General features: G+C 33.5%; 22 protein-coding genes. 8 read left to right on the top strand and 14 right to left on the bottom strand.

Going from position 1 to position 24,156, the window contains the following annotated elements:
- Window positions 1–22 precede the first annotated feature (22 nt).
- Window positions 23–388: a hypothetical protein gene (locus BTR34_RS03490; RefSeq protein ID WP_068484326.1), complete on the top strand. Its 366-nt coding sequence runs from the start codon at window positions 23–25 to the stop codon at window positions 386–388.
- Window positions 389–391: 3 nt separating this feature from the next.
- On the opposite strand, the gene BTR34_RS03485 is transcribed toward BTR34_RS03490, so the two are convergent.
- Window positions 392–520: a 30S ribosomal protein THX gene (locus BTR34_RS03485; RefSeq protein ID WP_068484325.1), complete on the bottom strand. Its 129-nt coding sequence runs from the start codon at window positions 518–520 to the stop codon at window positions 392–394.
- A gap of 79 nt (window positions 521–599) precedes the next feature.
- Between BTR34_RS03485 and BTR34_RS03480 the strand changes: the two genes are divergently transcribed.
- Complete coding sequence (locus BTR34_RS03480) at window positions 600–1,268, top strand: uracil-DNA glycosylase family protein (RefSeq protein WP_068484323.1); 669 nt, start codon at window positions 600–602, stop codon at window positions 1,266–1,268.
- 296 nt (window positions 1,269–1,564) lie between these two features.
- Window positions 1,565–4,111, top strand: coding sequence for a phosphoenolpyruvate carboxylase (locus BTR34_RS03475; RefSeq protein WP_068484320.1), 2,547 nt, complete (start codon window positions 1,565–1,567; stop codon window positions 4,109–4,111).
- A 77-nt stretch (window positions 4,112–4,188) separates the two neighbouring features.
- On the opposite strand, the gene BTR34_RS18890 is transcribed toward BTR34_RS03475, so the two are convergent.
- The 13 genes from BTR34_RS18890 to BTR34_RS03415 all read right to left on the bottom strand — a co-directional run bounded on the left by BTR34_RS18890 (window position 4,189) and on the right by BTR34_RS03415 (window position 19,387).
- On the bottom strand, window positions 4,189–4,332 hold the full coding sequence (locus tag BTR34_RS18890) for a hypothetical protein (protein ID WP_197496157.1): 144 nt from the start codon (window positions 4,330–4,332) through the stop codon (window positions 4,189–4,191).
- 98 nt (window positions 4,333–4,430) lie between these two features.
- Window positions 4,431–5,942 (bottom strand): M20/M25/M40 family metallo-hydrolase, encoded by a 1,512-nt coding sequence (locus BTR34_RS03470; RefSeq protein WP_317039581.1) that lies wholly within the window; start codon window positions 5,940–5,942, stop codon window positions 4,431–4,433.
- Window positions 5,943–6,176: 234 nt separating this feature from the next.
- Entirely contained in the window at window positions 6,177–10,871 is a 4,695-nt protein-coding gene (locus BTR34_RS03465; RefSeq protein ID WP_068484316.1) for an Ig-like domain-containing protein, read from the bottom strand.
- Window positions 10,872–11,111: 240 nt separating this feature from the next.
- Entirely contained in the window at window positions 11,112–11,339 is a 228-nt protein-coding gene (locus tag BTR34_RS03460) for a hypothetical protein (RefSeq protein WP_068484314.1), read from the bottom strand.
- Between the two features lies 1 nt (window position 11,340).
- On the bottom strand, window positions 11,341–12,105 hold the full coding sequence (gene trpA, locus BTR34_RS03455; protein ID WP_068484312.1) for a tryptophan synthase subunit alpha: 765 nt from the start codon (window positions 12,103–12,105) through the stop codon (window positions 11,341–11,343).
- 7 nt (window positions 12,106–12,112) lie between these two features.
- Window positions 12,113–13,297: a tryptophan synthase subunit beta gene (trpB, locus tag BTR34_RS03450; protein ID WP_068484309.1), complete on the bottom strand. Its 1,185-nt coding sequence runs from the start codon at window positions 13,295–13,297 to the stop codon at window positions 12,113–12,115.
- Window positions 13,294–13,920, bottom strand: coding sequence for a phosphoribosylanthranilate isomerase (locus BTR34_RS03445; RefSeq protein WP_068484306.1), 627 nt, complete (start codon window positions 13,918–13,920; stop codon window positions 13,294–13,296). Before BTR34_RS03445 ends, trpB begins: the two co-directional genes overlap by 4 nt.
- Window positions 13,920–14,705 (bottom strand): indole-3-glycerol phosphate synthase TrpC, encoded by a 786-nt coding sequence (gene trpC, locus BTR34_RS03440; RefSeq protein ID WP_068484304.1) that lies wholly within the window; start codon window positions 14,703–14,705, stop codon window positions 13,920–13,922. Before trpC ends, BTR34_RS03445 begins: the two co-directional genes overlap by 1 nt.
- Before the next feature lie 51 nt (window positions 14,706–14,756).
- The gene (trpD, locus tag BTR34_RS03435) at window positions 14,757–15,752 is read right to left on the bottom strand and encodes an anthranilate phosphoribosyltransferase (protein ID WP_068484302.1); all 996 of its coding nucleotides are present in this window, start codon (window positions 15,750–15,752) and stop codon (window positions 14,757–14,759) included.
- A gap of 81 nt (window positions 15,753–15,833) precedes the next feature.
- Window positions 15,834–16,478 carry an anthranilate synthase component II gene (locus tag BTR34_RS03430; protein ID WP_082960153.1) on the bottom strand — a complete coding sequence of 215 codons (645 nt, stop codon included), beginning with the start codon at window positions 16,476–16,478 and terminating at the stop codon, window positions 15,834–15,836.
- Between the two features lie 45 nt (window positions 16,479–16,523).
- Window positions 16,524–17,921: an anthranilate synthase component I family protein gene (locus BTR34_RS03425; protein ID WP_068484300.1), complete on the bottom strand. Its 1,398-nt coding sequence runs from the start codon at window positions 17,919–17,921 to the stop codon at window positions 16,524–16,526.
- Between the two features lie 260 nt (window positions 17,922–18,181).
- Window positions 18,182–18,763, bottom strand: a complete 582-nt coding sequence (locus BTR34_RS03420) for a YceI family protein (protein WP_068484298.1) — start codon at window positions 18,761–18,763, stop codon at window positions 18,182–18,184.
- Between the two features lie 177 nt (window positions 18,764–18,940).
- A complete protein-coding gene (locus tag BTR34_RS03415; protein WP_068484296.1) occupies window positions 18,941–19,387 on the bottom strand; it encodes a MarR family winged helix-turn-helix transcriptional regulator in 447 nt (148 codons plus the stop codon).
- Between the two features lie 141 nt (window positions 19,388–19,528).
- Between BTR34_RS03415 and BTR34_RS03410 the strand changes: the two genes are divergently transcribed.
- The 5 genes from BTR34_RS03410 (at window position 19,529) to BTR34_RS03390 (ending at window position 24,120) form a co-directional block, all read left to right on the top strand.
- Window positions 19,529–19,837, top strand: coding sequence for a rhodanese-like domain-containing protein (locus tag BTR34_RS03410; protein ID WP_068484294.1), 309 nt, complete (start codon window positions 19,529–19,531; stop codon window positions 19,835–19,837).
- Window positions 19,838–19,893: 56 nt separating this feature from the next.
- Window positions 19,894–21,171 (top strand): DUF2851 family protein, encoded by a 1,278-nt coding sequence (locus tag BTR34_RS03405; RefSeq protein ID WP_068484292.1) that lies wholly within the window; start codon window positions 19,894–19,896, stop codon window positions 21,169–21,171.
- An 11-nt stretch (window positions 21,172–21,182) separates the two neighbouring features.
- The gene (locus tag BTR34_RS19040; RefSeq protein ID WP_068484289.1) at window positions 21,183–21,410 is read left to right on the top strand and encodes a PspC domain-containing protein; all 228 of its coding nucleotides are present in this window, start codon (window positions 21,183–21,185) and stop codon (window positions 21,408–21,410) included.
- Window positions 21,411–21,413: 3 nt separating this feature from the next.
- Window positions 21,414–22,421, top strand: a complete 1,008-nt coding sequence (locus BTR34_RS03395; RefSeq protein ID WP_068484288.1) for a potassium channel family protein — start codon at window positions 21,414–21,416, stop codon at window positions 22,419–22,421.
- Window positions 22,422–22,506: 85 nt separating this feature from the next.
- Window positions 22,507–24,120 carry an alanine/glycine:cation symporter family protein gene (locus BTR34_RS03390; protein WP_068484286.1) on the top strand — a complete coding sequence of 538 codons (1,614 nt, stop codon included), beginning with the start codon at window positions 22,507–22,509 and terminating at the stop codon, window positions 24,118–24,120.
- Window positions 24,121–24,156 lie beyond the last annotated feature (36 nt).

Raw genomic sequence — 24,156 nt, 5'->3', positions numbered from 1 at the left:
TTAATATATATAAAATACACTCATGAAAAGGGTTTTCTTATTTTCTCTAATTACCTTGGTTTTAGTATTCTCATGTACTGATCGCGACGATGAAGTCAACCTGGTGAATATTCGAATTCAAAATAGCACTTCATTGTTTTTTAGTGAAGTACGTATTGCTCAAAATGATACCATTTATGAAAATATTGAAGCTGGTAAGTTTTCAAAATATTTAGAGTTTGAAAACGCATATGCTAATGCTGCAATTACAATACTTACAGATTCAACAAGTTTAAATTATTTTCCGGCGGAGTCAATAATGGACTCTTTACCAATTGGGTTTTATACCTACGAAATAACTTTAGATGAAGAAAACCAAGTAGGACTAAATTTTAGAATAGACGATTAAGGTCTATTTCTTTTTATTGATTTTTATTTTCTCTTCAATTGTGGGCCTCTTTTTAATTTTTCGAGGTCTTCTTGCTCCATACGAATTATTTGATATTTTTCCTTTTCTAGATTTTTTATCTCCTTTTCCCATAACTTATTTTATTTCATTTAAAGTTAGTAATTTAGAAATTGACTAAAGCTAGTTTAGACTAAGAAGGTAAATAACTGTAATGCAAAAAGTATTTCATCATACTCACCCTTATGAGCCCTTTATAGATAGTAACACCACTAAATTAATAGTAGGTACATTACCACCTCCAAGGTTTACTACGGGAAAATTAAAAGAGGGAGATGTAGATTTCTGTTATGGCAGTAGAGATGGACTACTTTGGCCAATTTTAGATAGAATTTTTGGTTTACACTTAAAGTTTGAAACTACAAAAGAAGCAATAGATCAACGAAAAGCATTTTTAAAACAACAAAGAATAGGAGTATGTGATATTGTAGCATCTGCAGAGCGAGAAAAAATTGATGCTTCAGATATTGGTATGAAGAATATTGTTTTAAGAAACGTAATAGGTTATTTAGAAAAGTATCCAAATATAAATACACTTCTCTTTACAGGTGGCAATAGCAAAAATGGGCCTGAATATTTTTTCAGAAAACATTTGAAAGATAATAATATACCCTTATGGATAATTTCAAATAATATACCAAGAATTCATGAGTTTTTACTGCCTGTAACAAACAAAAAAATTAAAACTGTTTCATTAATAGCCCCGTCAGGAGCAGCAAATAGGGCAGTCGGAGGTCTTGAAAGTTATAAAATACTGAAGCGTAAAAATTCTACATTTAATACTCTCGATTTTAGGGTTATGCAATATCAAGAGTATTTTTAATAAAAAAGGGTGTTTCATAATCTTTATTAAACTAAAAAGAGTCTTGTTTTAAAACAAGACTCTTTTACGAGAACACTATATGAAAATGAAAATTTTATTAGCTTAATTACATTATAAAAGTATGTTGCTTTCTCAGTTTTTAGCAATATTTGTTGTCAATATGCACTTTTTTGTGGTATACATAAGGGATTATGATATTTCAGTAAAATGATGCTGTAAATTCTCTTGGAATAGCGATATTTATATGCGAATTTTAGCAAGTTTGCCATAATGGTATGGCCATAAGTATTTGAAATATGCAGCAAAAAGAAAGGTTGGCAGAGTTTAAAAAATCTGTCCAGAATAAGTTTAATGTTTATAATAGTCTTTTTTTAAATCTACCTTACAAAGACATTGATGACGTGGGTATGTTAATACCGTTATTACTAAATCAATCAGAAAAAGGGTTAAGTAACGGTCTTAATCCGAAGGAAATTCTTGAAAATTTTTTCGAGAATTTTGTAGAAATAAAATCTGAAAAAGAACAGATAGATTTTATGTTTCGCATTATACAATATGTGGAACGTCAAGTTGTACTTTATGATAGTGTGGAAGATGCAGCGTTTCCTAAGTTGCAAAAGCATTCTAGTTCCTTGTCGTTGAAAGATTATTTTCAATTGGTAGAAAAAAATAATTCATGGGACACCATTTGGGATAAGCTAAGCAACTTTAGTGCAAGAATAGTATTAACAGCTCACCCAACACAATTTTACACTCCTGCTGTTTTAGATATTATCACCAATCTAAGAACTTTGATTTTGGAAGATAAAATTGATGAAATAGACGTTGGGTTACAACAATTAGGGCTTACCTCTTTAATAAATGCGAAGAAGCCAACACCTTTAGATGAGGCCAAGAATATTATTTATACATTAAGACATGTATATTATGATGCTATTGGAGACATGTATGCATATATAAAAGGTAGTGTAGGGTCAAAAATTTTTGAGAATCACGATATAGTAAAATTAGGATTTTGGCCAGGAGGTGATCGCGATGGTAACCCTTTTGTTACAGCAGATATTACAAGAGATGTAATGAATGAGCTTCGTTTAACCTTAATGAAGTGTTATTATAATGATTTAAAAGGACTTGTCCATAAGCTTACGTTTAAAGATGTACAAGAGCCTTTACAAAAGTTACGTTCTAATTTATACATCGCCATGTTCGATAGTTCTAAAGATATTGGCTATGACGACTTAATTTTGCCTTTAGAAGAAATTAGATTAATACTCATTGAAAAATATCAAGGTCTATACTTAAATGACTTAGAGCGCTTTATTGATAAGGTAAAGATTTTTAAAGTACATTTTGCTACTATTGACATTCGTCAAGACCACAGTATGCACACCAAAGTAATGGTAGAAGTGCTTAAAAAGAATGGTTTTATAAAAAAAGAGCTTAGCGAGTTGTCCGACGATAAACTTATCGATATTCTTTTACATGAGAATTTAGAATTAGTAGCGGATGACTATGAAGAAGACATTGTAAAAGATACCATTAAAAATATTCTACAATTACAAACTATACAGGCCAAAAATGGGCAGGAAGGATGTAATAGATATATCATTAGTAATTCTGAGGATATTTTCTCTATACTTTTTGTGTATGGATTATTTAGATGGTGTGGTTGGGCAAATAAAGAAATAACTTTTGATATAGTTCCGTTGTTTGAGACAATGATTGGTATGGATAGTGCACAAGAAACCATGCAGTTTTTGTTTAATTTACCTGAGTATAAAGCACATATAAAAAATAGAAATAATAAGCAAACGATAATGCTTGGTTTTTCTGATGGTACAAAAGATGGTGGCTATTTAAAAGCAAACTGGTCAATTTTAAAGACTAAAGAAGAATTGTCAGAAGTTTGTGATGAACATGGCATAGCTGCTATATTTTTTGATGGTAGGGGAGGACCGCCAGCAAGAGGTGGAGGTAAAACACACCGGTTCTATGCTGCCCAAACAAATAAAGTTGCCAATAACGAAATTCAATTAACCATACAAGGGCAAACAATAACGAGTACGTATGGTACAAAAGAGCAATTTATTTATAACAGTGAACAATTGTTAACTGCTGGTTTATCTAATACCATTTTAGGTAAGGAAATTGTAATTTCAGATTCGGATAGGAAGTTGATAGAAGAACTTTCTGATATGAGTTTTAAAAAATATGATGACTTAAAGCATCATGATAAGTTTATGCCATATTTGGAAAATATGAGCACACTTAAGTATTATACAAAAGCCAATATTGGTAGTAGACCCGGAAAAAGAGGAAACAAGGCCAAGTTGGAGTTGTCAGATCTACGTGCCATTTCTTTTGTAGGTTCTTGGAGCCAGTTAAAACAAAATGTACCTGGATATTATGGTATTGGTACAGCATTAAAAAACTTAGAAGATGATGGTAGATTTAGTGAAGTGCAAAGACTTTATAAAGAAGTACCATTTTTTCAAGCATTAATGATGAATAGTATGATGAGTTTATCCAAATGTTATTTTGAATTGACAAGTTACATGAAGGAGAATAAAGAATATGGCGCATTTTGGGAAATACTCCATGCTGAGTATAAACTTTCAAAAGCAATGTTGTTAAAATTATCTGGTATGGAAATTTTAATGCAGAAAGAAGCTATTTCTAGAGAATCCATTAAAATTCGTGAGAATATAGTATTGCCATTATTGGTAATACAGCAATACGCGTTACAAAGAATAGGTGAGGGTACCGAGTATAAAGAGTTATATGAGAAAATTGTAACCAGGTCTCTTTACGGAAATATTAATGCTAGTAGAAATTCAGCATAGAATCTAATAAAAGTTTACCCATAAAAAAAGGCTCGATCCTAATTAAAGATCGAGCCTTTTTTCTATAGTATAGATTATTATCTCTTATTCTGCTGCTTTTTAATAGTAGCTTTTTCTATATCAAATTTATTTGTATCTATATCGGTATTGCCCGTAGGGTTGGTAGGGTTGTTCTGTTCTACTTTTCTTTTAAACTTTTTATTATCTTTTATAATTCCCATATTTTCTATTTTTTTAGGTTCATGTATAAGATACTTAATAGAATACGGAAACTCCGTTAATAGGTTAATAAAGCTTTGTTATAGAATGTTAAACTTTTTTAATTGTTTATTCTATTACTGAGTAGTGCATAAAAAGTTTCAATTCCATAAGCAATCTGGCTAATTTTTAAATTTTCATTAGGGCTATGTTGGTTATTGTCCGGGTTTACCATAGGTACTATAAACGCTGGTATTTTTAGTTCATTGATGAACGGCGAAATAGGAACAGTACCACCCATAATTCGTATTTGAATAGGTTTTTCTCCAAATTTCTTTTCCATTGTTTTTACAATAAAATTGCCGTATGGGTTATTTAAATCTGTTCTAAAAGCGTTAGTAACGGAGCCTTCTAATACAGTTACAATTTTATTGTATTTTAAACGGTCTGCCATAGTAGGTTCAGAATTCATAACATGGTAGCCCTGGTTTTTAATATGGTCAATAACTAATTTCTTTAAGCGATTACCATCAGATTCAGGCACTAATCTTAAATCCAATTCAGCTGTGGCGGTAGCAGGTACAATTGTTCTAGCTTGGTCTCCAATCCAAGCGGAGCCTAGTCCTCTGATATTTAAAGACGGATATTGCAATGCTTCTTGATAAAAGCTACCTACTTTCTCTGGATTGGCTATGGCTAAACTAGTATTGATTTCTTCGGTATTATCCGGTACGCTTTTTAGAATGTTAAGAGTGGCTTCATCTAAAGTAATGCCATCATAATATCCTTTAATCAAAACCTTGCCTTCGGTATCTTTCATTGTTGCCAATAATTGTGCCAATTGAAAACCAGGATTAGGTGCATAATTTCCATAATGCCCACTATGTTGAGGTTTAATTGGTCCGTATGTAGTTATTGAAAGAGTTGTAATTCCTCTGCAACCATAAATTATGGTTGGCTTACCGGAAACATGAACGGGTCCGTCATTAATTACCAAAAAATCTGCTTTTAGCAAATCTTTGTAGGTACGTACGGCTTTTGGTAAGGGTGCACTGCTACGTTCTTCCTCACTATCTAAAATTACTTTTACGTTATATGGTATGTCAATATTCTCTTTTCTTAAAACATCAATAGCATTTAAAAACATTACAATTGGGCCCTTGTCATCTGAAGTGGAGCGACCAAAAAGGCGCCAATCATAATTGATGTCATCGGTTAAATCAGAAAAAGACTCTGTTTTCCAACCATCTTCGGTTTTAGATTTAAGCGTAATTTTATAGGGATCTGGTTGGTCCCATTTGCTGGCATCAACAGATTGTCCATCTAAATGCATATAGAATAAAATAGTTGGCTTACTGTCATCCATTGGTAATGCCGCGAAGAATAATGGTAAACCTTCGGTATCTAGTATGGAGCTATTAAAACCACGTTCAGTAAATTTTTTTCTTAGCCAATAAAGATTTGTGTCAATATCATCTGCATTTAATGCATCGTTTGGTAGTGCAACAAAATCTCTTAATTCTGTAATGGCATTAGCTACTTTAGATTTTACAAGAATAGAGTCTTGGGCGTAGCTAGAAAAGAAAGTTAAAAATAACAGGTAGGAAAGTAATTTTTTCATAAATGTTCTCATAGATATATTCTTTAAAAGTAAGTAAAATGATGTGAATTAAATCTTAATAAGCGTTCTACCTTTGTTAAGGTTTAAGGCATTATTAATTTATAGAGATCTTTAATTGTAACGCTGCCTAATTTGAAATTTTGTTAATGAAACAAAGTCAGTTAGTTACCTAGAATTTGGAGTAATTATACACAAAAAAAGGCTGCTATAATTAGCAACCTTTTTACCTATAAATTTTACATTTTTTTATTCGATAATTACCTGTTTTTGGAAACTTCCAATAGTAGTTATACCTTCAATAAAATAGTATCCAGAAGGCAAGTCATTAACAAGCAATCTATAATTATTTCCTTCTACCAAGTAATTAGACGGGTTAGCAAAAGTTTTAACTAACCTACCCATAGTGTCATAAATATTTATAGTGGTTACATTCATTGGGTTAGGCGAATAGAAGTACACATAAAATACAAATGTTGCCGGGTTAGGAGCAATAAGCATAATAATTGAATCAACTGAAATAGTAGCCGTGTCTTCGTAATTCCCATCTACAGTGGTAGCTGTTATAAGTACTTCACCTGTGGAAACAGCAGTAACAGTTCCAGAAGAATTAACAGTTGCAATTGTAGGATCACTGCTAACCCAATTAATAGTTTTATTTGTAGCATCATTAGGAGTTATAGAAACAGGAATAGTCAACTGTTCTCCTACAATCATCGAAGCAGAAGAAATATCTAGCGACATGCCTGTTACCGAAATAATATTTCTACTTATAATTAGTTGTTTTTGGTATGTACCCGTATCACTAACCCCTTCAACAGTATAAACACCTACCGGTAGGTCATTAATTAGTAATCTGTAATTATCACCTTCGACCAAAACAGATGAAGGGTTATTAAAAGTTTTTACTAAGGTATTACTCGCGTTATAAATGTTTAAGGTGTTGATATTTAATTGACTTGGAGAATCAAAGAAAACATAAACAACATAATCTGCTGGGTTGGGAGCCATTAACATAACAACGTCAGATATTGGCTCGGTGCCTACCGTTATCGTAGCACTTGCAGTAAAACCACCATCTTCAGTGGTTGCAGTAATAAGGGCGGTCCCTTCAGAAATACCGCTTACATTACCAAATACATCAACGGTGGCAATAGAATTATTGCTAGAGTTCCAAAACAATGTTTGGTTGCTGGCGTTACTTGGAATTATTGAAGCATTTAGAGTTTTAATTGTAGCTATTTGTACGGAAGCTTCTGAAACATCAAGATTTAAACCTGTAACAGCTACAACTTCTCTTTGAATAGTAAAATCAATTTGATGGCTACCAAAGTCACTAATACCTTCAACAACATAATCGCCTACAGGTAAGTCGCTTATTACTAATCTATAATTTTCCCCATCTAAAACGGCGTTGGGGTTATTAAATGTTTTAACGATACTGTTATTGCTATTGTAAATATTTAAGGTTGTAATATTCAAAGAAGTAGTAGAACCGAAATAAACATATACAACGTAATCTGCAGGGTTAGGTGCAATTAGCACTTCAACCTCGGGAGCTACAATTACGGATATAAATACCGATGCGGTAAAGCTTCCATCAACGGTTGTTGCTGTAACTATAGCGTCGCCAGATGATATTGCCGTTACATTCCCGTTAGTATCTACTTGTACAATATTTATATTGCTTGAAGTCCAATTTATTGCTTTGTTATCTGCATTTTGGGGAGTAACGGTAGCCGTTACAATTCTTGATTCTCCTTCATTAAGGTTTAGTGTTTCCTCAGAAAGCGAAATTCCAGTAACAGGAATTAGAGCCCTTTCCACAGTTATAGTTGAGGTGGCAGTAAATTGGCCATCATTGGTAATTACGTTTATTGTAGCAACACCTTCACTATTTGCAGTTACCAGTCCTTCAGAACTTACTGTAGCAATATTTACATTAGTTGATTGCCAAGTAACGCTGATATCACTTGCGTTTATAGGAGTAATGGTTTTAGTAAGATTAATAGTTTCACCTTCAGTTAATACCGCAGTATTAGGCGAAACGGAAACGTTGGTAACAGCTATTAGATTTGGCGTATTTATATCAACAAAAGCTGAGCAAGGAAGAATTTCTACTGGACTTGCACCATTACCGTTACTTGGTTTTCGCCATGCCACTGAAAGATTATCACCACCACCTGCTTCATTCATTAAAGCTTCTATATAGTAATTTTCTCCTGCCACTAAATTAATTCCCGATGATTTTTGCGTAGCATACTTGTTCCATTCAGAAAAGTTTGACCAATTATTATGATATGCAATTCTTGTTTTATTTTCAAAGTTGTCGTCGGTGCTTAAGTTTAATTCTACGTTATCATCACCACTAACCCAAAAATAGTACGTTCCTGTTTCTGGTGCTTGGAGAATTCCTTTTACCCGTGCCCCATAATTATCCGCAACATTTACAGGAATACTAAAACTATTTAATTGTTTACTGTTACTAGGATTTTCAGGATAATTTCCATTATTTTTTAATTCAGCAATCGTTGTTCCGGTTACATTATTGAACGTTTCCATAATAATGCGGTTGGCACATGGATCCGGATCCATTTGGTTTATCCAATCTTCAATTAGCTTTACAGCTTTTTCATCAACCTTGTTTTTAGAGATTGGAGGCATCATAATACTAGGGTCTGTCGAACTAGTTCTATGATATAAAATAGATTTATCAGCATGGCCGGGTTCAAGAATTTTTTCGCCAGGAATACCAATTGGGGTGTTTGTACCCGCATCTAATAGTCCGGTTTGTTGTAAGCTATTAAACAGTCTAAGGTCAAATTGAGCACGGTCTCCTGTAGCACCTGGTCTGTGGCAGTAGGCACAATTTAAATCCATATAAGATCTTGCTTTTTCTTCAATTGTTGCAGAAGGATCATTTATTACTTTATACGTTTGAAAATTATTTGTAGCTGCATCGCTAATAGTTTCATTTAAAACACCTAAATGACTTAGCGTAACTAATTGGTTAGCGGTTCTTCCTGTTTTCTCATACGTATAATCGCTATTTAAATAACGGGTGTTCGTGCCTAATGCGCCACCTGTTTCTGGATTATGACATGAGATACAATCTTGATTAGATGGGTAGTTCCATTTTTGTATGGTTGTGCTACCATCTGCTTTAGTTATTGTAATATTTTCATCTAAACCCGAAGCTAATAAAACGGCATCAGTCTGTGCATCGTTCCATTTGTAAGTTGCAAAATAAAATGATCCTGTACTTGCTTTTATGGAAAACCTGGTTTCTAAACGTTTGGTTATTGCTGGGTTGTTTTCATTAATAGGAAGTTCAAAATGTTTAATCAATACGGACCCTGTAGGGAATTGCCAATCTCCATCTTCTGAAAATAAAATTTGCTCAGATGAAGTATTGTGAGTTCCATTATTGGGAATCGACATCCAACGTTTTTTTTCTGCACCATCTGACCAAAAAGATTCAATTAATTCGTAAGGAAGAACACCTTGGTTTGGTTCTAATGTTTGTAGATCTGAAAATGCGCCAGTTTCAGATAAGAGTGAAGGCAAACTTCCTTCAAGTTCTCCTTCTTGTCTTAATTTATAAAGTGAGACATTATTTCCTTGGCTTAATAGAAAAAGCTCGCCGTTATTGTCTTCACCAAAAGATATAATATTTGTTGGTGAAAATTGGGTTATAGTTTCATATTCACCAGTAACGGTGTCTACAGCCCAAATTTCTTCACCTACACCATAATCTGCACATATATATTTTCCATAATAATCTGGCATCGCTGTACCTCTATAAACATATCCGCCAATAAGCGCATTTGCGTCCGACCTTGGAAATGCCACTAAAGGACCTTCGTGAGGCATGCCATCTAATAAATTTACGCATGAAGTTCCTCTGTTATTGTAGCCTTCATAAACAGGCCAACCATAATTTTTACCAGGCTTTATGACATTTATTTCTTCATGGGTACCTTCTCCAATTTCACCTATATAAAAAGTGCCTGTAAGTCGGTCTTTCGTCATTCGATGCGGATTTCTATGACCAACCGTATAGTATTCTTCAAAGCGACTTCCATTTGGACTTAAAAATGGATTGTCATTAGGAATGCCATAACCAACACCAGAAATTTCATCTGAGAAACGGCCACCTTGTGGCATTTTACGTATTGGAGAATGGCTTTTAGCAGGGTTTTGATCTACATCTATTCTAAGAACACCGCCATCTAAATTGGTGGTTGTTATTTGAGGTTTACTGTATGCAGATTGATCTCCTGTTGGAATATACAAAAAGCCATCATTTCCAAAAGCCATGCCACCACCTCTATGAGTTGAACTGAACATGCGCATTTTAATCATTTCTAAATCGCTATTCGGTACAACAGTAAGGTTGTTTGGGTTTACTTCAATTCTTTTTAGTTTTAAAAATCCTCCCCAATAATCTTCTCTGGCACAGCCAAACCCACTTAAAAAACTATTCGGGTAATCACGCCCTTGACCATCTTTTGTGGTGTAATATAGATAGATGTAGTTTTTACCAGGAGTACCAAATTCAGGATGAATTGAAAGGCCTAAAAAACCGCCATCCCAAACAACTCCTACTTCACTGGATAAATCTACCAACAAATTTTTGCTTGTAACATTGTTGTTATTTTCAAACCAATATATTTTACCATCGCGTTGCCCAACAACTAAAGTATTTGTATTGGGAATTGGAGTAAATGTTAAAGGAGAATTAAACTTAATGTTCGGAAAAACACTTATGTATGGGTCGCTAGCATTAGATTTATCAGGAAATGAACCATTTAAAAATGCACCTATAGGTTCTGGATTATCTAGCCCTGAACCTGCAAAATAGGGTATGGCACTTAAAAGTGATAAAGAGATAATAGCTAAAGCAATTTTTTTTGAGTTAATTAGTGGTAGTTTTATTTTCATTCTTGGCTAGGTTTAACCTGATAAAAATAAAATTGTAGTTGTAATGGCAAATATTTACTCGATTAACATCCAATTTAATTGGTGATGAAGCTTCAGAACCTAATTATGTGTATAAAATCCTACAGCTAAATATCTGATAATGTGTGATTTTGTAGTTAACTTTCAAGACAGTTTTTATTAAAACTAATTATTACATGAAAGTATGTAAATAAAGAAATAAGTTTATAAAAGTAAAAGTTATTAATGGTTTTTGTTTTTAAATAATTTTATCAAAATTATTCTAATAAGGAGAATAAAAGGGAAGCCGTGTAGTAATACATCAAACCAATCCATAAATTGCATTCCTTTACCTCCACCTAAAATCCATTTTAATTTACCCCAAATATGAGGCTCAGGGAAAAATGGAGCCATTCCTATGGTTAGGCATAACAGGAGTGTTAGTTTCCAATTATTTATGAATTCTTTCATATTAACGTATTTGCTTAATGAAATCAGCAGTTTTGGTAGTTCCTTCGCTTGTTAAATACTTAATAAAAGCAGAGCCTATTATAGCGCCTTTAGCTGTTTTTGTTGCCTGTTTAAAAGTCTCTTCGTCTTTGATACCGAAACCTACTATTTGTGGAGTGTTCAAATTCATTGCGGCTATACGTTCAAAATAACTTTCTTGTTCTTGACCAAAGCCCGATTTTGAACCGGTTACACTAGCGGAACTCACCATATAGATAAATCCATTAGAAGCATCGTCAATTTGACGAATACGTGCATCGCTAGTTTGCGGCGTAATTAAAAATACATTCAAGAGCCCGTATTTCTTAAAAATAGCCTCGTACTCTTCCTGGTATACATCTAACGGAAGATCAGGTAAAATGAGTCCGTCAATACCAATTTCTTGACATTTTTTACAGAAAGACTCAACACCATATTGTAGCATTGGGTTGAAATATCCCATGATAATCAATGGAATAGAAACTGTTTTGCGAATATCTTTTAATTGGTTAAAAAGTATTTCGGTCGTCATTCCATTTTTTAAAGCAGCGGTAGAACTCACTTGAATTGTTGGTCCGTCAGCAAGAGGGTCACTAAATGGTAATCCTATTTCAATCATATCGACACCGTTCTTTTCCAAATCTTGTATGATTTGAACGGTATCGTTCAATGCAGGATATCCAGCTGTAAAATATATAGAAAGAAGCTTTTTATCTTCTTGTAATCTTGTTATAATTCTATTGCTCATAATAGTACTATGCTAGCTTAAAATAATCAATATATGTATTCAAATCTTTATCTCCGCGACCAGAAAGGCTAATGACTACTATATCATCTTTCTTGAATTTTTTATGCTCAAAAATTGCAAAAGCATGTCCTGTTTCAATCGCGGGTATAATACCTTCTAGTTGTGATAGTTCTAAACCTGCAGCCATAGCTTCATCGTCGGTAGCAGAATAAAATTCGGCACGACCAGATTTGTAGAGATGCGAATGCATAGGACCTACGCCAGGATAATCTAAACCAGCAGAAATGGAGTACGGTTCAGTAATTTGACCGTCAGAAGTTTGCATCAACATGGTTTTACAACCGTGAATAATACCAACTTTACCAAGTGCAGATGTTGCGGCACTCTCACCGGAATTTACTCCTTTACCAGCTGCTTCAACGGCAATAATACCAACTTCAGGTTGGTCTAAGAAATGATAATAAGTACCAGCGGCATTACTACCGCCACCAATACAAGCCACCACATAATCAGGATTTTCACGACCTTCTTTCTCTTTTAACTGCCATTTTATTTCTTCGGAAATTACAGATTGAAAACGTGTTACCATATCTGGATAAGGATGCGGACCAATAGCAGAACCAATAATGTAATGGGTGTCTACGGGGTTATTGATCCAATCTCTTATGGCTTCATTGGTAGCATCTTTTAGTGTTCTACTACCAGATTTTGCCGGTCGTACTTCAGCACCTAACATTTTCATACGGGCAACATTCGGAGCTTGACGTGCAATATCAATTTCACCCATGTAAACGATACATTCCATGCCCATTAATGCACAAACGGTAGCAGTAGCCACACCATGCTGACCAGCACCGGTTTCGGCAATAATTCTAGTCTTACCTAGTTTTCGAGCCATTAGAATTTGACCAATGGTGTTATTTACTTTGTGTGCACCTGTATGGTTAAGGTCTTCTCTTTTTAGATATATTTTACAGCCGTGCTTTTCAGAAAGGCGTTTGGCAAAATATAGGGGAGAAGGTCGACCTACGTAGTCTTTTAAAAGCTGATTGAATTCTTTCTGAAAAGAATCTTCATACATTAGTTTTATATAGTTTTGTCGTAGTTCTTCTACATTTGGGTACAACATTTCGGGTATAAAGGCACCGCCAAATTCACCGTAGTAACCTTTTTCGTCAGCATTATAATTCATAGCGCTTCTTTAAACTTTTGTAATTCTTCAATATTTTTTAAACCTGGTTCTACTTCAAACTTACTGTTAACGTCAATGGCATAGCAGTATTTAGACTCAGGTGTTTTTGCAAATTCGTTAATTTTATCAAGATTGTTAAGGCCAATACCTCCGCTTAAAAAGAAAGGTTTGGTAGAAGGGTAATTTTTTAAAACGGGCCAATTAAAGGTGTAACCATTACCACCAGGTAATTTTCCCTTAGTATCAAAAAGAAAATAGTCGCATACATTTTCATAAGGTTTCAATTCTTCAAAGTCAAATTCTTCTTTTATGGAAAAGACTTTAATAATATCTACTTTCTGATTCAATTTCTTTAATTCAGCTGCAATTTTAATGCAGTATTCCGGCGTTTCATGACCATGTAATTGTAAGCCTTGTAATTGATGTTTGCTTACCAAATCAATAACATAATCAAGCTCAGCATCAACAAAAACTCCGACTTTATTTATCGTATGTGGAAGTTCGGGAATTTCACCTTCAAAAAAACGAGAAGAAGGTTCCCAGAAAATAAAGCCTAAATAGTCTGGTCGCAATTGTGCAACTTCAGCAGTATTCAGTTTCATTCCACAAATCTTTAGTTTCATTAGTTCTTCAAATTTTTAATGAATTCAATAGCACTTTTACCAGGGTTATCAGTCTTCATAAAATTCTCTCCGATTAAGAAACCTTGGTATCCAAAAGGCTTTAATTCTTTGATAGCATCAACAGAACTTATTCCGCTTTCAGATACCTTTACAAAATCATCTGGAATCAGTTTTGATAAAGATTTACTAGTGTCTAAACTAACCTCAAAAGTCTTTAAGTTTCTATTGTTTACACCTAGCATATCTAAACTTGGCATAATAGATTTGTGAAGTTCAGCTTCATTATGTACCTCTAACAATACGTCTAAGCCTAGGCTTTTGGCAAATTCAGAAAATGTTTTGATTTCTTGCTTTGTTAGTATTGCTGCGATGAGCAAAATAACATCGGCACCATGTGCTTTAGCCTCTATTATTTGATATTCACTAATGATAAACTCTTTACGTAGCAACGGAAGTTTTACCGATGCACGTGCTAAAACTAAATCTTCAATTGACCCGCCAAAATATTTAATATCGGTAAGTACACTCATACCACAAACTCCGGCATTCTCATAACCTTTAGCAACCTGCCCAACATTTGCATTTTGGTTAATACTTTCTTTGGACGGAGACCTACGTTTAAATTCAGCTATAATGCCTGTATCACTAAGTTTAAGTGCCTGAGCCAAAGAGTTCGTTTCTCTCTCGAAAAGTACAGAAGTCTCATATTGAGAAACCGGAATAATCGATTTTTTCAACTCCACCTCTTTACGTTTATCGGCTACTATTTTATCTAGAATATTCATACATCATTTATTCTTTATACCCTCGTCTTTACAAGGTAAAAAGCAATCTTTTTAATTTCTACTTAGTTCCTGTATTTTCTTTAAAGCAGCTAATCCGTGTCCGCCTAACAAAGACTCTTTGGCTTTTTCAAAACCTTCTAGAGGTGTTAGGTTATTTACTGTTGCAATTGCAATACCTGCATTAGCACAAACCACATTATTCTGTGGTTCGGTACCTCTACCTTGTAAAACATTAAGGAAAATTTGAGCAGAAGTATCAATAGAATCTCCACCAACAATATCACTTTGTTTAATTTGCTTCACACCAAAATCAGATGGTTTTAGCATGCTTTCCGTGTAGTTAGAAATAGTTTTAGTGCTTCCGGTTAAAGAAATCTCATCATAACCATCTAAAGCATGTAGCACGGTAAAATTCTTATCGGTTTTCTGATAAAGATAGCCATACATACGAGCTAATTCTAAATTGAAAACACCCACCATTTGGTTTTTTGGAAAAGCAGGATTCACCATAGGACCTAACATGTTAAAGAAAGTTTTAACCGCCAAATCTTTACGAATAGGAGCCACATTTTTCATAGCAGGGTGAAATAGGGGAGCGTGTAAAACACAAATACCTGCTTCATCAATACATTTTTCTAGGAAGCCAGCGTCGTTACTGAACTTTATCCCTAGAAATTCCATGACATTGCTACTACCACATTTAGAAGATACTCCGTAGTTACCATGTTTTGTAACTTTTACTCCCGCACCAGCGGTAACAAAAGAAGCTAGGGTAGAAATATTGAATGTATCTTTGCCATCACCACCAGTACCGCAAAGATCAATAGGGTTATAAGCTGATAAATCTACTGCTAAACACAAATCCAGCAGGGCATCTCTAAATCCTTCAAGTTCTTCAATAGTAATACTACGCATCATATAAACGGTTAAAAATGCCGCAATCTGACTTGTATTGTAATCACCTTTTGCAATATTTACCAAAATGCGTTTTGCATCTTCTTTGGAAAGTATTTCGTGATTTATAAGTTTATTTAATGTCTCTTTCATAGGCCCCACCTAACCTCCTCAAAGGGGAGGAATAAAGGTCTCCTTATTTATTTTTATTCGTTTTAATTTTCATCTTTTCATTTAGTTTCCCCCTTTGGGGGCTAGGGGGCGTAACCAATTCTCTAGCATCTTTTTTCCTTGTGGAGTAAGCACTGATTCTGGGTGAAATTGTACTGCTCGAACATCGTAAGTTTTATGACGAAGCGACATAATTTGTCCGTTTTCATCTAAAGAAGTAGCTTCTAAAACTTCTGGTAAATCAGGATTCACTACCCAAGAATGGTATCTGCCTACTTCAATTTCTTTAGGTAATCCTTCAAAAATAACATCCTCTTTTGTAATTTTTATTTTAGTTGCAATACCGTGGTACACTTCATCTAAGTTAATTAGCGAGCCACCAAAAACTTCGGCAATAGCCTGTTGCCCTAAACATACACCGAATACACTTTTGGTAGGTGCGTATTTTTCGATGATTTGTTTCAATAATCCCGCTTCATCAGGAATACCAGGACCTGGAGAAAGTACAATTTTATCGAAAGCATCAACCTCTTCTAGCGTAAGTTGGTCATTACGTTTTACAATAACCTCACAACCTAATTCCTCTAAATAATGCACTAGATTATAAGTGAAACTATCGTAATTATCTATAACTAAAACGGTAGCTCCACCTAACCTCCCCAAAGGGGAGGAATTTTGTTGCTCTTTAATTTTTATATTTTTACTCATAATATCATTTTAAAGCCCCTCCTTTGGAGGGGTTGGGGAGGCTTTTTATATGTCTTCAGCTATTTCCAAAGCCTTGGTCAAAGCGCCTAGTTTGTTATATGTTTCTTGTAGTTCGCTTTCAGGGTTTGATGCGGCGACCAATCCGGCGCCAGCCTGATAATGTAGTTTATGATTTTTACTTAAAAAAGTTCTGATCATGATAGCATGGTTAAAATTTCCTGAGAAATCCATGAACCCGATGGCACCACCGTAATATCCGCGACTCGTTTTTTCATATTTTTCAATAAGCTGCATTGCCATATGTTTAGGCGCGCCACTTAATGTACCGGCAGGAAAAGTATCAGCTACCACTTTCATGGTAGGTATATCACTTTTTTTCATTCCGGTAACCTTAGATACGAGGTGAATTACATGAGAGAAAAATTGTACTTCTCTATAGTTTTCAACTTTGACCACATTACCATTTCTACTAAGGTCGTTACGGGCAAGATCTACTAACATTACGTGCTCACTGTTTTCCTTATCGTCGGTCTTTAATTCTTTGGCAAGTTGCGCATCTTGTTCATCGTTTCCGGTTCTTTTGAACGTACCGGCAATAGGGTGAATTTCAGCCTTACCTTCGCTAACGATCAGTTGTGCTTCTGGAGAACTACCAAAAATCTTAAAATCGCCATAATCGAAATAGAATAAATATGGAGATGGATTTACAGAACGTAAAGCTCTATACACATTAAACTCATCACCTTTAAAACCTTGAGAAAAGCGACGGCTTAAAACTAGCTGAAATACATCGCCACGTTGACAATGCTTTTTAGCTAAAGCAACGTGCGCTCTATATTCTTCATCTTCTAAATTAGATTGTCTTTCACCTTCTATTTTAAAATTATAGGTGGCAAAATTTCTAATATTTAAAAGTTGTTCTAACTCCGGAATGTTATTTTCTGTTTCATGACAATGTGCAAAAAGGTAGGCCTCATTCTTAAAGTGATTTATGGCTATGATATTTTGATACACGGCATAGTAAATATCTGGAATATGAATAGAGTCATCCTTAACAGATAGATCAACATCTTCAAAATAACGAACGGCGTCGTAAGCCATATAGCCGAACAACCCGTTGTTAATGAATTTATAATCATTCGTATCTGCCTTAAAGGTTTTACTGAAAGCATCTATAATAGCTACAACATCTGTTTTTGGAGTAATTTGAATTTCTTCGGTAACGCCATCTGGAAATTGTTTTATAATAATTTCGTTTTCAGCCTTAATAGAGGCAATGGGATTGCAACATATATAGGAGAAGCTGTTATCGTTAGCGTGATAATCGCTACTTTCTAATAAAATACTATTAGGAAAACGATCTCTTATTTTCAAATAAACACTTACCGGGGTTATGGTATCGGCAAGAATTTTTTTATGATATGTTTTAAATGGATAGGTCATAGCTACTTTTAAAAAATAAAGAAGGCTTGTCGTGATGACAAGCCTTTATATAGTTTTACTACAATGATGCTTTGCTCACGATGTTTTTCGTAAGTTGTTCCACCACCAAGTTTTTGCGATTAAATTTTTCATTGAGCTTCAAATATAAAAAGGAAATTTAAACTATCAAACTTTAGTTCTTTAAAAATAAAAATCCCTAAGAAAAATATCAAAGGGATTTAAAATTGTGTGTATTTACCTGTTCAGGTAACCTCAAAAATTTATAGTGCTAAATCTACTACCAAATCAAAATCATCATAAATAGCTTTATCGCCTAAATTGTCAAAGAAGCTTCCAGAACCATATTTAATATCAAATTTTGTTCTATCGATTTTAATAGTGGCCGTTGCTTTGTTTTCAAACATAGAAACTACCAAGGTAACCGGTTTGGTAATTCCTTTAATAGTTAAATCTCCAGTAACGGTATATGAATTTTCATTCATAGGCTTTACCGATGTAAAAACCAATTTAGAAATAGGGTTGCTCTCAATACCAAAAAAATCCGCAGACTGCAAGTGACCTTCTAATTTTTCTTTTCCTTGTCCCGCTTCTAGGTCATTAACGGTGATTGAAGTCATGTCAACGACAAATTCACCACCAGTTAATTTTTTACCGTTCATTTCTAAATGACCAGATTTTAAATTTATAGAGCCATGGTGTGACCCTGTAACTTTATAACCCTTCCAAGTTATGGTGCTTTCACTAGCCTTAATTTCTTTTTTATCCCCATCAATAGGCGTCGATGCTGTTGCATTAAATCCAAAAATAGCAACGAATGCTAAACTTAATAATGATTTTTTCATGTTTCTTAATTTTTAATTGTTAGTGTATATATTTAAATATGTGTGATAATTTGTTCTTTTGAAAATATAACTTTTGTAAAATTTTGATTTATATGGGTTTCTATATCTTTTACTCCTACTTTATTATTACTATCAAATTGCTGGGTTGTATAATGTTAATTTAATTTGTTATTTAATTTAAAATTTATTGAGTAATCTATTTAATTCATGCAATTCAGTTTCATTAAAATTTTTAAGTATTGTCTTTTCCGTTTCAAAAAGTATACCATCAATTTTTTCTAATATCTGTAGACCTTCTTTAGTAATTAATATTTCTACTTTACGCCTATTTTGCTTACATACACTTCTAATTACAAAACCTTTTAGAATTAATTTATCGACCAGTCGTGTGGTATTACTCATTTTTGACACCATTCTTTCATTAATAGTTGAAAGATTTGCAGGATTTCCCTTTTGACCTCTTAAAATGCTAAGAACGTTAAATTGTTGGATAGTAATATCATACGGTTTAAGACTTAAGGTTACTTCTTCGTCAATCTTATTTTTAACCAATGACATATGAATAATTGTACGCTTATAAATAGGTATTTCAAAATTAGTTTTTATAACTTCTTCAACATTCATGTATGTACAATATTTGTATATACAAATGTAATTTGATTTATTGCAATCTTCTAACATTTGATGATTAATTTTTTGTTAAAAATTTGATGTCTTACTGATTTAGGAAAATTCGATTATTTTTACAAAATAATATAGCGTACTATGGCAGATTTATCACAACAAGATTGGGAAGAGCAATTAGAAAAAGATTCCAATGCAGTAATACTTGATGTAAGAACAGAAGAAGAAGTTGAAGAAGGTATAATACCTAATTCTATTAATTTAGATATTTATAAAGGGACGGAGTTCGTTGAAGAACTTAAAAAACTAGACAAGTCAAAAAATTATTATGTTTATTGCAGGTCTGGAAATAGAAGTGGCCAAGCTTGCGAAATTATGAATAGCTTGGGAATTGATAATGCTTTTAACCTTCAAGGTGGCTTTATGAATTGGGAGGGAGAAACTGCTTAATTCATTTTCTTTAAAAAAGTACACCCGCTTTGTAGCGGGTTTTTTACTTTTATAGCATGAGGGAAGATTTACTTCATTTTATGTGGATGTATAGAAAATATCCAATTAATGGTCTGGTAACGGAGACAGGCGATACCATAGAAGTAGAAAGTACCGGTATTCATAATCATTTAAGTGGGCCAGATTTCTTTAATGCAAAGCTTAGATTAAACGGACAATTATGGGCGGGTAATGTTGAAATTCATATAAAATCTTCAGACTGGTATGCTCATAAGCATCAAGACGATTGTAATTATGACAATGTAATATTACATGTCGTTTGGGAAGATGATATATCGGTTTTTAGAAAAGACGGCAGTCAAATACCTACCTTATCATTAAAAGAATATATTTCAGAAGAACTTTTAAAAACTTATAAAACCCTTTTAGATTCAAAAAACTATAAGTTTATAAATTGCGAAAAGGAGTTTCATACGATTAATGAATTTGTGAAAAACAATTGGTTAGATCGTTTGTTTATAGAAAGATTAGAACAAAAATCTTTACTTATAAACCAGTTATTGTCGTATACAAATAATGATTGGGAGCATGTTTTGTTTTTAATGCTTTTGAAAAATTTTGGCTCAAAAATAAATGGCGATAACTTTATAGAATTAGGTAAAACTATAGATTTTCCCATAATTAGGAAGCTACAAAATAAGCCTCTTGCTTTAGAGAGTTTATTTATGGGACAAGCAAGATTATTGGAAAACGACCAAGTTAAAGACGCCTACCAAGATAGCTTGTTAAAAGAGTATATTTTTTTAAAAAATAAGTTTAGCCTTAATACACCTTTTAAAGCACCTGATTTTTTTAAACTTAGACCGCATAATTTCCCTACAATACGGCTTGCGCAATTAAGTGCAATTTATTCTTCAAATAGTAATTTGTTTCATTTACTAATTGAAGAGGACCATCCTAATATGGCTGAGGTTTTTAATGTCGGAACAAGTGAATATTGGGAGACTCATTTTAACTTTGGGAAAACATCGAAAAAAAGCATTAAGAGGATTTCAAATTCCTTTTTAGATTTAATAATAATTAATACGATCATACCGCTAAAATTCTGTTTTCAAAGCTATAAAGGCACTTTTGATCACGAAAAGCTATTTCAAGATTTAAGTTATGTTAAGAAGGAAGATAACAGTATAATATTAAATTTCAGAAAATTGAATGCTTCTATTAAGGATGCAAAAGATTCACAATCATATATACAATTGTATAATGAATATTGTGTAAAAGACAAATGTTTAGATTGTGTAATTGGTGGGGCATTAATGAATATAAAAGGCTAATTTTATACTCTATGAATGTATTTTATAAATTACTACATTATTTTCAAAAGAGGGGATATGAGGTATGTGGTAGAATAGCAGAGCGATTAGGAATACGAGCAAGGGTGGTAAGGACATCGTTCATTTACCTCACTTTTGTTACTGTAGGTTTCGGATTTGCGCTCTATTTGTTCTTGGCTTTTTGGCTTAAAATAAAAGATTTGATTTATACAAAACGAAATTCAGTTTTTGATCTTTAACATATGATGCAATTATTTAGGTCTAAAATTTATTTGGCATTGACTTTAATGCTAATGGTTTTGGCTTTTGGTGTGCTCGGTTATAGAATTGTTGCCGACTATTCTTGGGTCGATGCTTTTTATATGACGATAATTACAGTAACCACTGTTGGTTTTTCAGAGGTTAGGCCAATGGGGCCAGAAGGTAAAATATTTACAATTGTACTTATTGTAACTAGTGTTTTTATAGTTGGTTTCGCAATATCAATAGTAACCGAATATTTACTCTCTAGAAATTCCGTAGAACTGCTTAAAAAGAAAAAAATGAAGAATGCAATCGCAAATTTAAATCAGCATGTTATTGTATGTGGTTTTGGACGAAATGGTATGCAAGCTGCTGAAAGGCTAAGAGCATATAAAAGACCTTTCGTAGTGATAGAGAAAGATAAAGAGGTAATAGAACGTTATGAAGAAGATGTTTTATTTATTGAAGGCGATGCCAACGATGATGATGTATTGTTAGAAGCTGGTATTGATAAAGCATTATATTTAATAGCGACTTTGCCAGATGATGCGGCCAATCTTTTTGTTGTGTTGTCCGCCAGGCAAATGAAAAAGAATCTTTTTATTATAAGTAGGGCATCATTAGTTAACTCTCAAAAGAAATTAATCTTGGCAGGAGCGAATAAAGTGATCATGCCAGATAAAATAGGTGGTGATCATATGGCCTCATTAGTAGTAATGCCGGATCTAATAACTTTTATGGACAAGCTTTCTACTGAAGGCGAGAATACAACCAATCTTGAAGAAGTGGCCATAGAAGATTTTTCCAATCAAATTGAATGTAATTCGTTACGAGATTTAGATTTAAGAAGAAAAACTGGCTGTACAATAATAGGATACATTTCTCCTAATGGAGATTATATAATAAATCCGGAAGCAGACATGAAACTTCAGCCTAAAAGTAAGGTGATTGTTTTAGGCAGACCTGAGCAAATTAAGAAATTGAATAAAATGTTCAACATAGAATAATCATCTTTATAGCATTTATATTTGATTGCATCCATTATTTTTATGATATTGCTAGACTAACTAATTCAAAATAAATTTTAAACTTATGAAGTATAAACTTCTAACACTGTTAACGATGTTAATACCTTTCTTGACTATTGCACAAGAAAAAGGATTGGATGAAAAAGTAAATGACGCATTTATGCCATTTGCTACATGGTGGGAAGCAACGGTTTTAACGCCCGTAACTATTGCAGGATACAATATTCCAATAGTTTTAATATTATTAATTGTCGGTGCAACTTTTTTTACTGTCTATTTTAAATTTCCAGGTATTTCCAAATTTCCTTTGGCAATTAATGTAGTTCGCGGTAAATACGAAGAAATTGAAAAGTATGGTTTAGAGAAGGTTCAATTACACATGACTGATGATGGTGATATTCCTGATACCATACGTGATGAAAGTGAAGAAGGTGAGGTAAGTCATTTTCAAGCATTAGCAACTGCAGTTTCTGGTACAGTGGGTTTAGGAAATATTGCTGGTGTAGCTGTTGCAATAGCTTTAGGTGGTCCTGGAGCTACTTTTTGGATGATTATTTGTGGGTTAATAGGTATGTCTACAAAATTCGTTGAATGTACATTAGGTGTAAAATATAGAGATGTTGGTCCAGACGGGACAGTTTATGGTGGGCCAATGTATTATTTGTCAAAAGGTCTAAGCGAAAGTAATTTTAAAATTTTAGGTAAAATTCTTGCTGGTATATTTGCGATATTATGTGTTGGGGCATCGTTTGGTGGCGGTAATGCATTTCAATCTAACCAAGCAGCAGTGCAACTAACCTCAATGTTAAATTTAGAGGGTGGTGCTACCGGTGTAATAATCGGTGTTATACTTGCTGTTTTAGTAGGTATAGTAATTATCGGAGGTATTAAAAAAATAGCAAGTGTTACTGAGAAGATTGTTCCATTTATGGCAGGTATTTATGTTTTGGCGTCTTTAGTAATTATTTTTGCTAATATAAACTATATAGGTGATGCCTTTGGAATGATATTTTCTGGAGCTTTTTCGCCAGATGCTGCACTAGGCGGTATAATAGGGGTTATTATAGTTGGTTTTCAAAGAGCGGCTTTCTCAAATGAAGCAGGTGCAGGTTCTGCTGCAATTGCGCATTCTGCTGTTAAAACAAGATACCCGGCAAGTGAAGGTATTGTTGCATTATTAGAGCCTTTTATAGATACTGTTGTTATTTGTACAATGACTGCCTTGGTAATTATATTCTTTAACATGGATGCTGGTGCCTTTGAATATGGTAATGGTATAGGGAGTACGGTTCTATTGAATGACACAGGTGCTTATGTTGGTGGTGTGGATTTAACTTCGATGGCGTATGACTCTGTAATACCAGGATTTAGATATGTACTAACAATTGCAATAATACTATTTGCTTTTTCAACTATGATTTCTTGGTCATATTATGGTTTACAGTCATGGAAGTATTTATTTGGAAGAGGTAAAACAGCAGATATTTTATATAAAGTATTGTTCTTAGTATTTGTAGTTATCGGTGCAGCTGCAACTTTAGATGCGGTTATTAAATTTTCTGATGCTATGATTTTGGCGTTAGTATTTCCAAATATGATTGGTTTACTTATCTTATTTCCTAAAGTAAAGAAAAGCTTGGGAAGATATTTATCAGCTATTAAAGAAGTTTATCATTAAAATAAGAATTTGAAAAATTTTAAATCCCACTTTAAG

Origin of the sequence: Maribacter hydrothermalis (genome assembly GCF_001913155.1) — a bacterium.
GTDB lineage: Bacteria > Bacteroidota > Bacteroidia > Flavobacteriales > Flavobacteriaceae > Maribacter > Maribacter hydrothermalis.
Note: the sequence above shows the minus strand (reverse complement) of the source record. Positions and strands in the feature narration are given on the sequence as shown.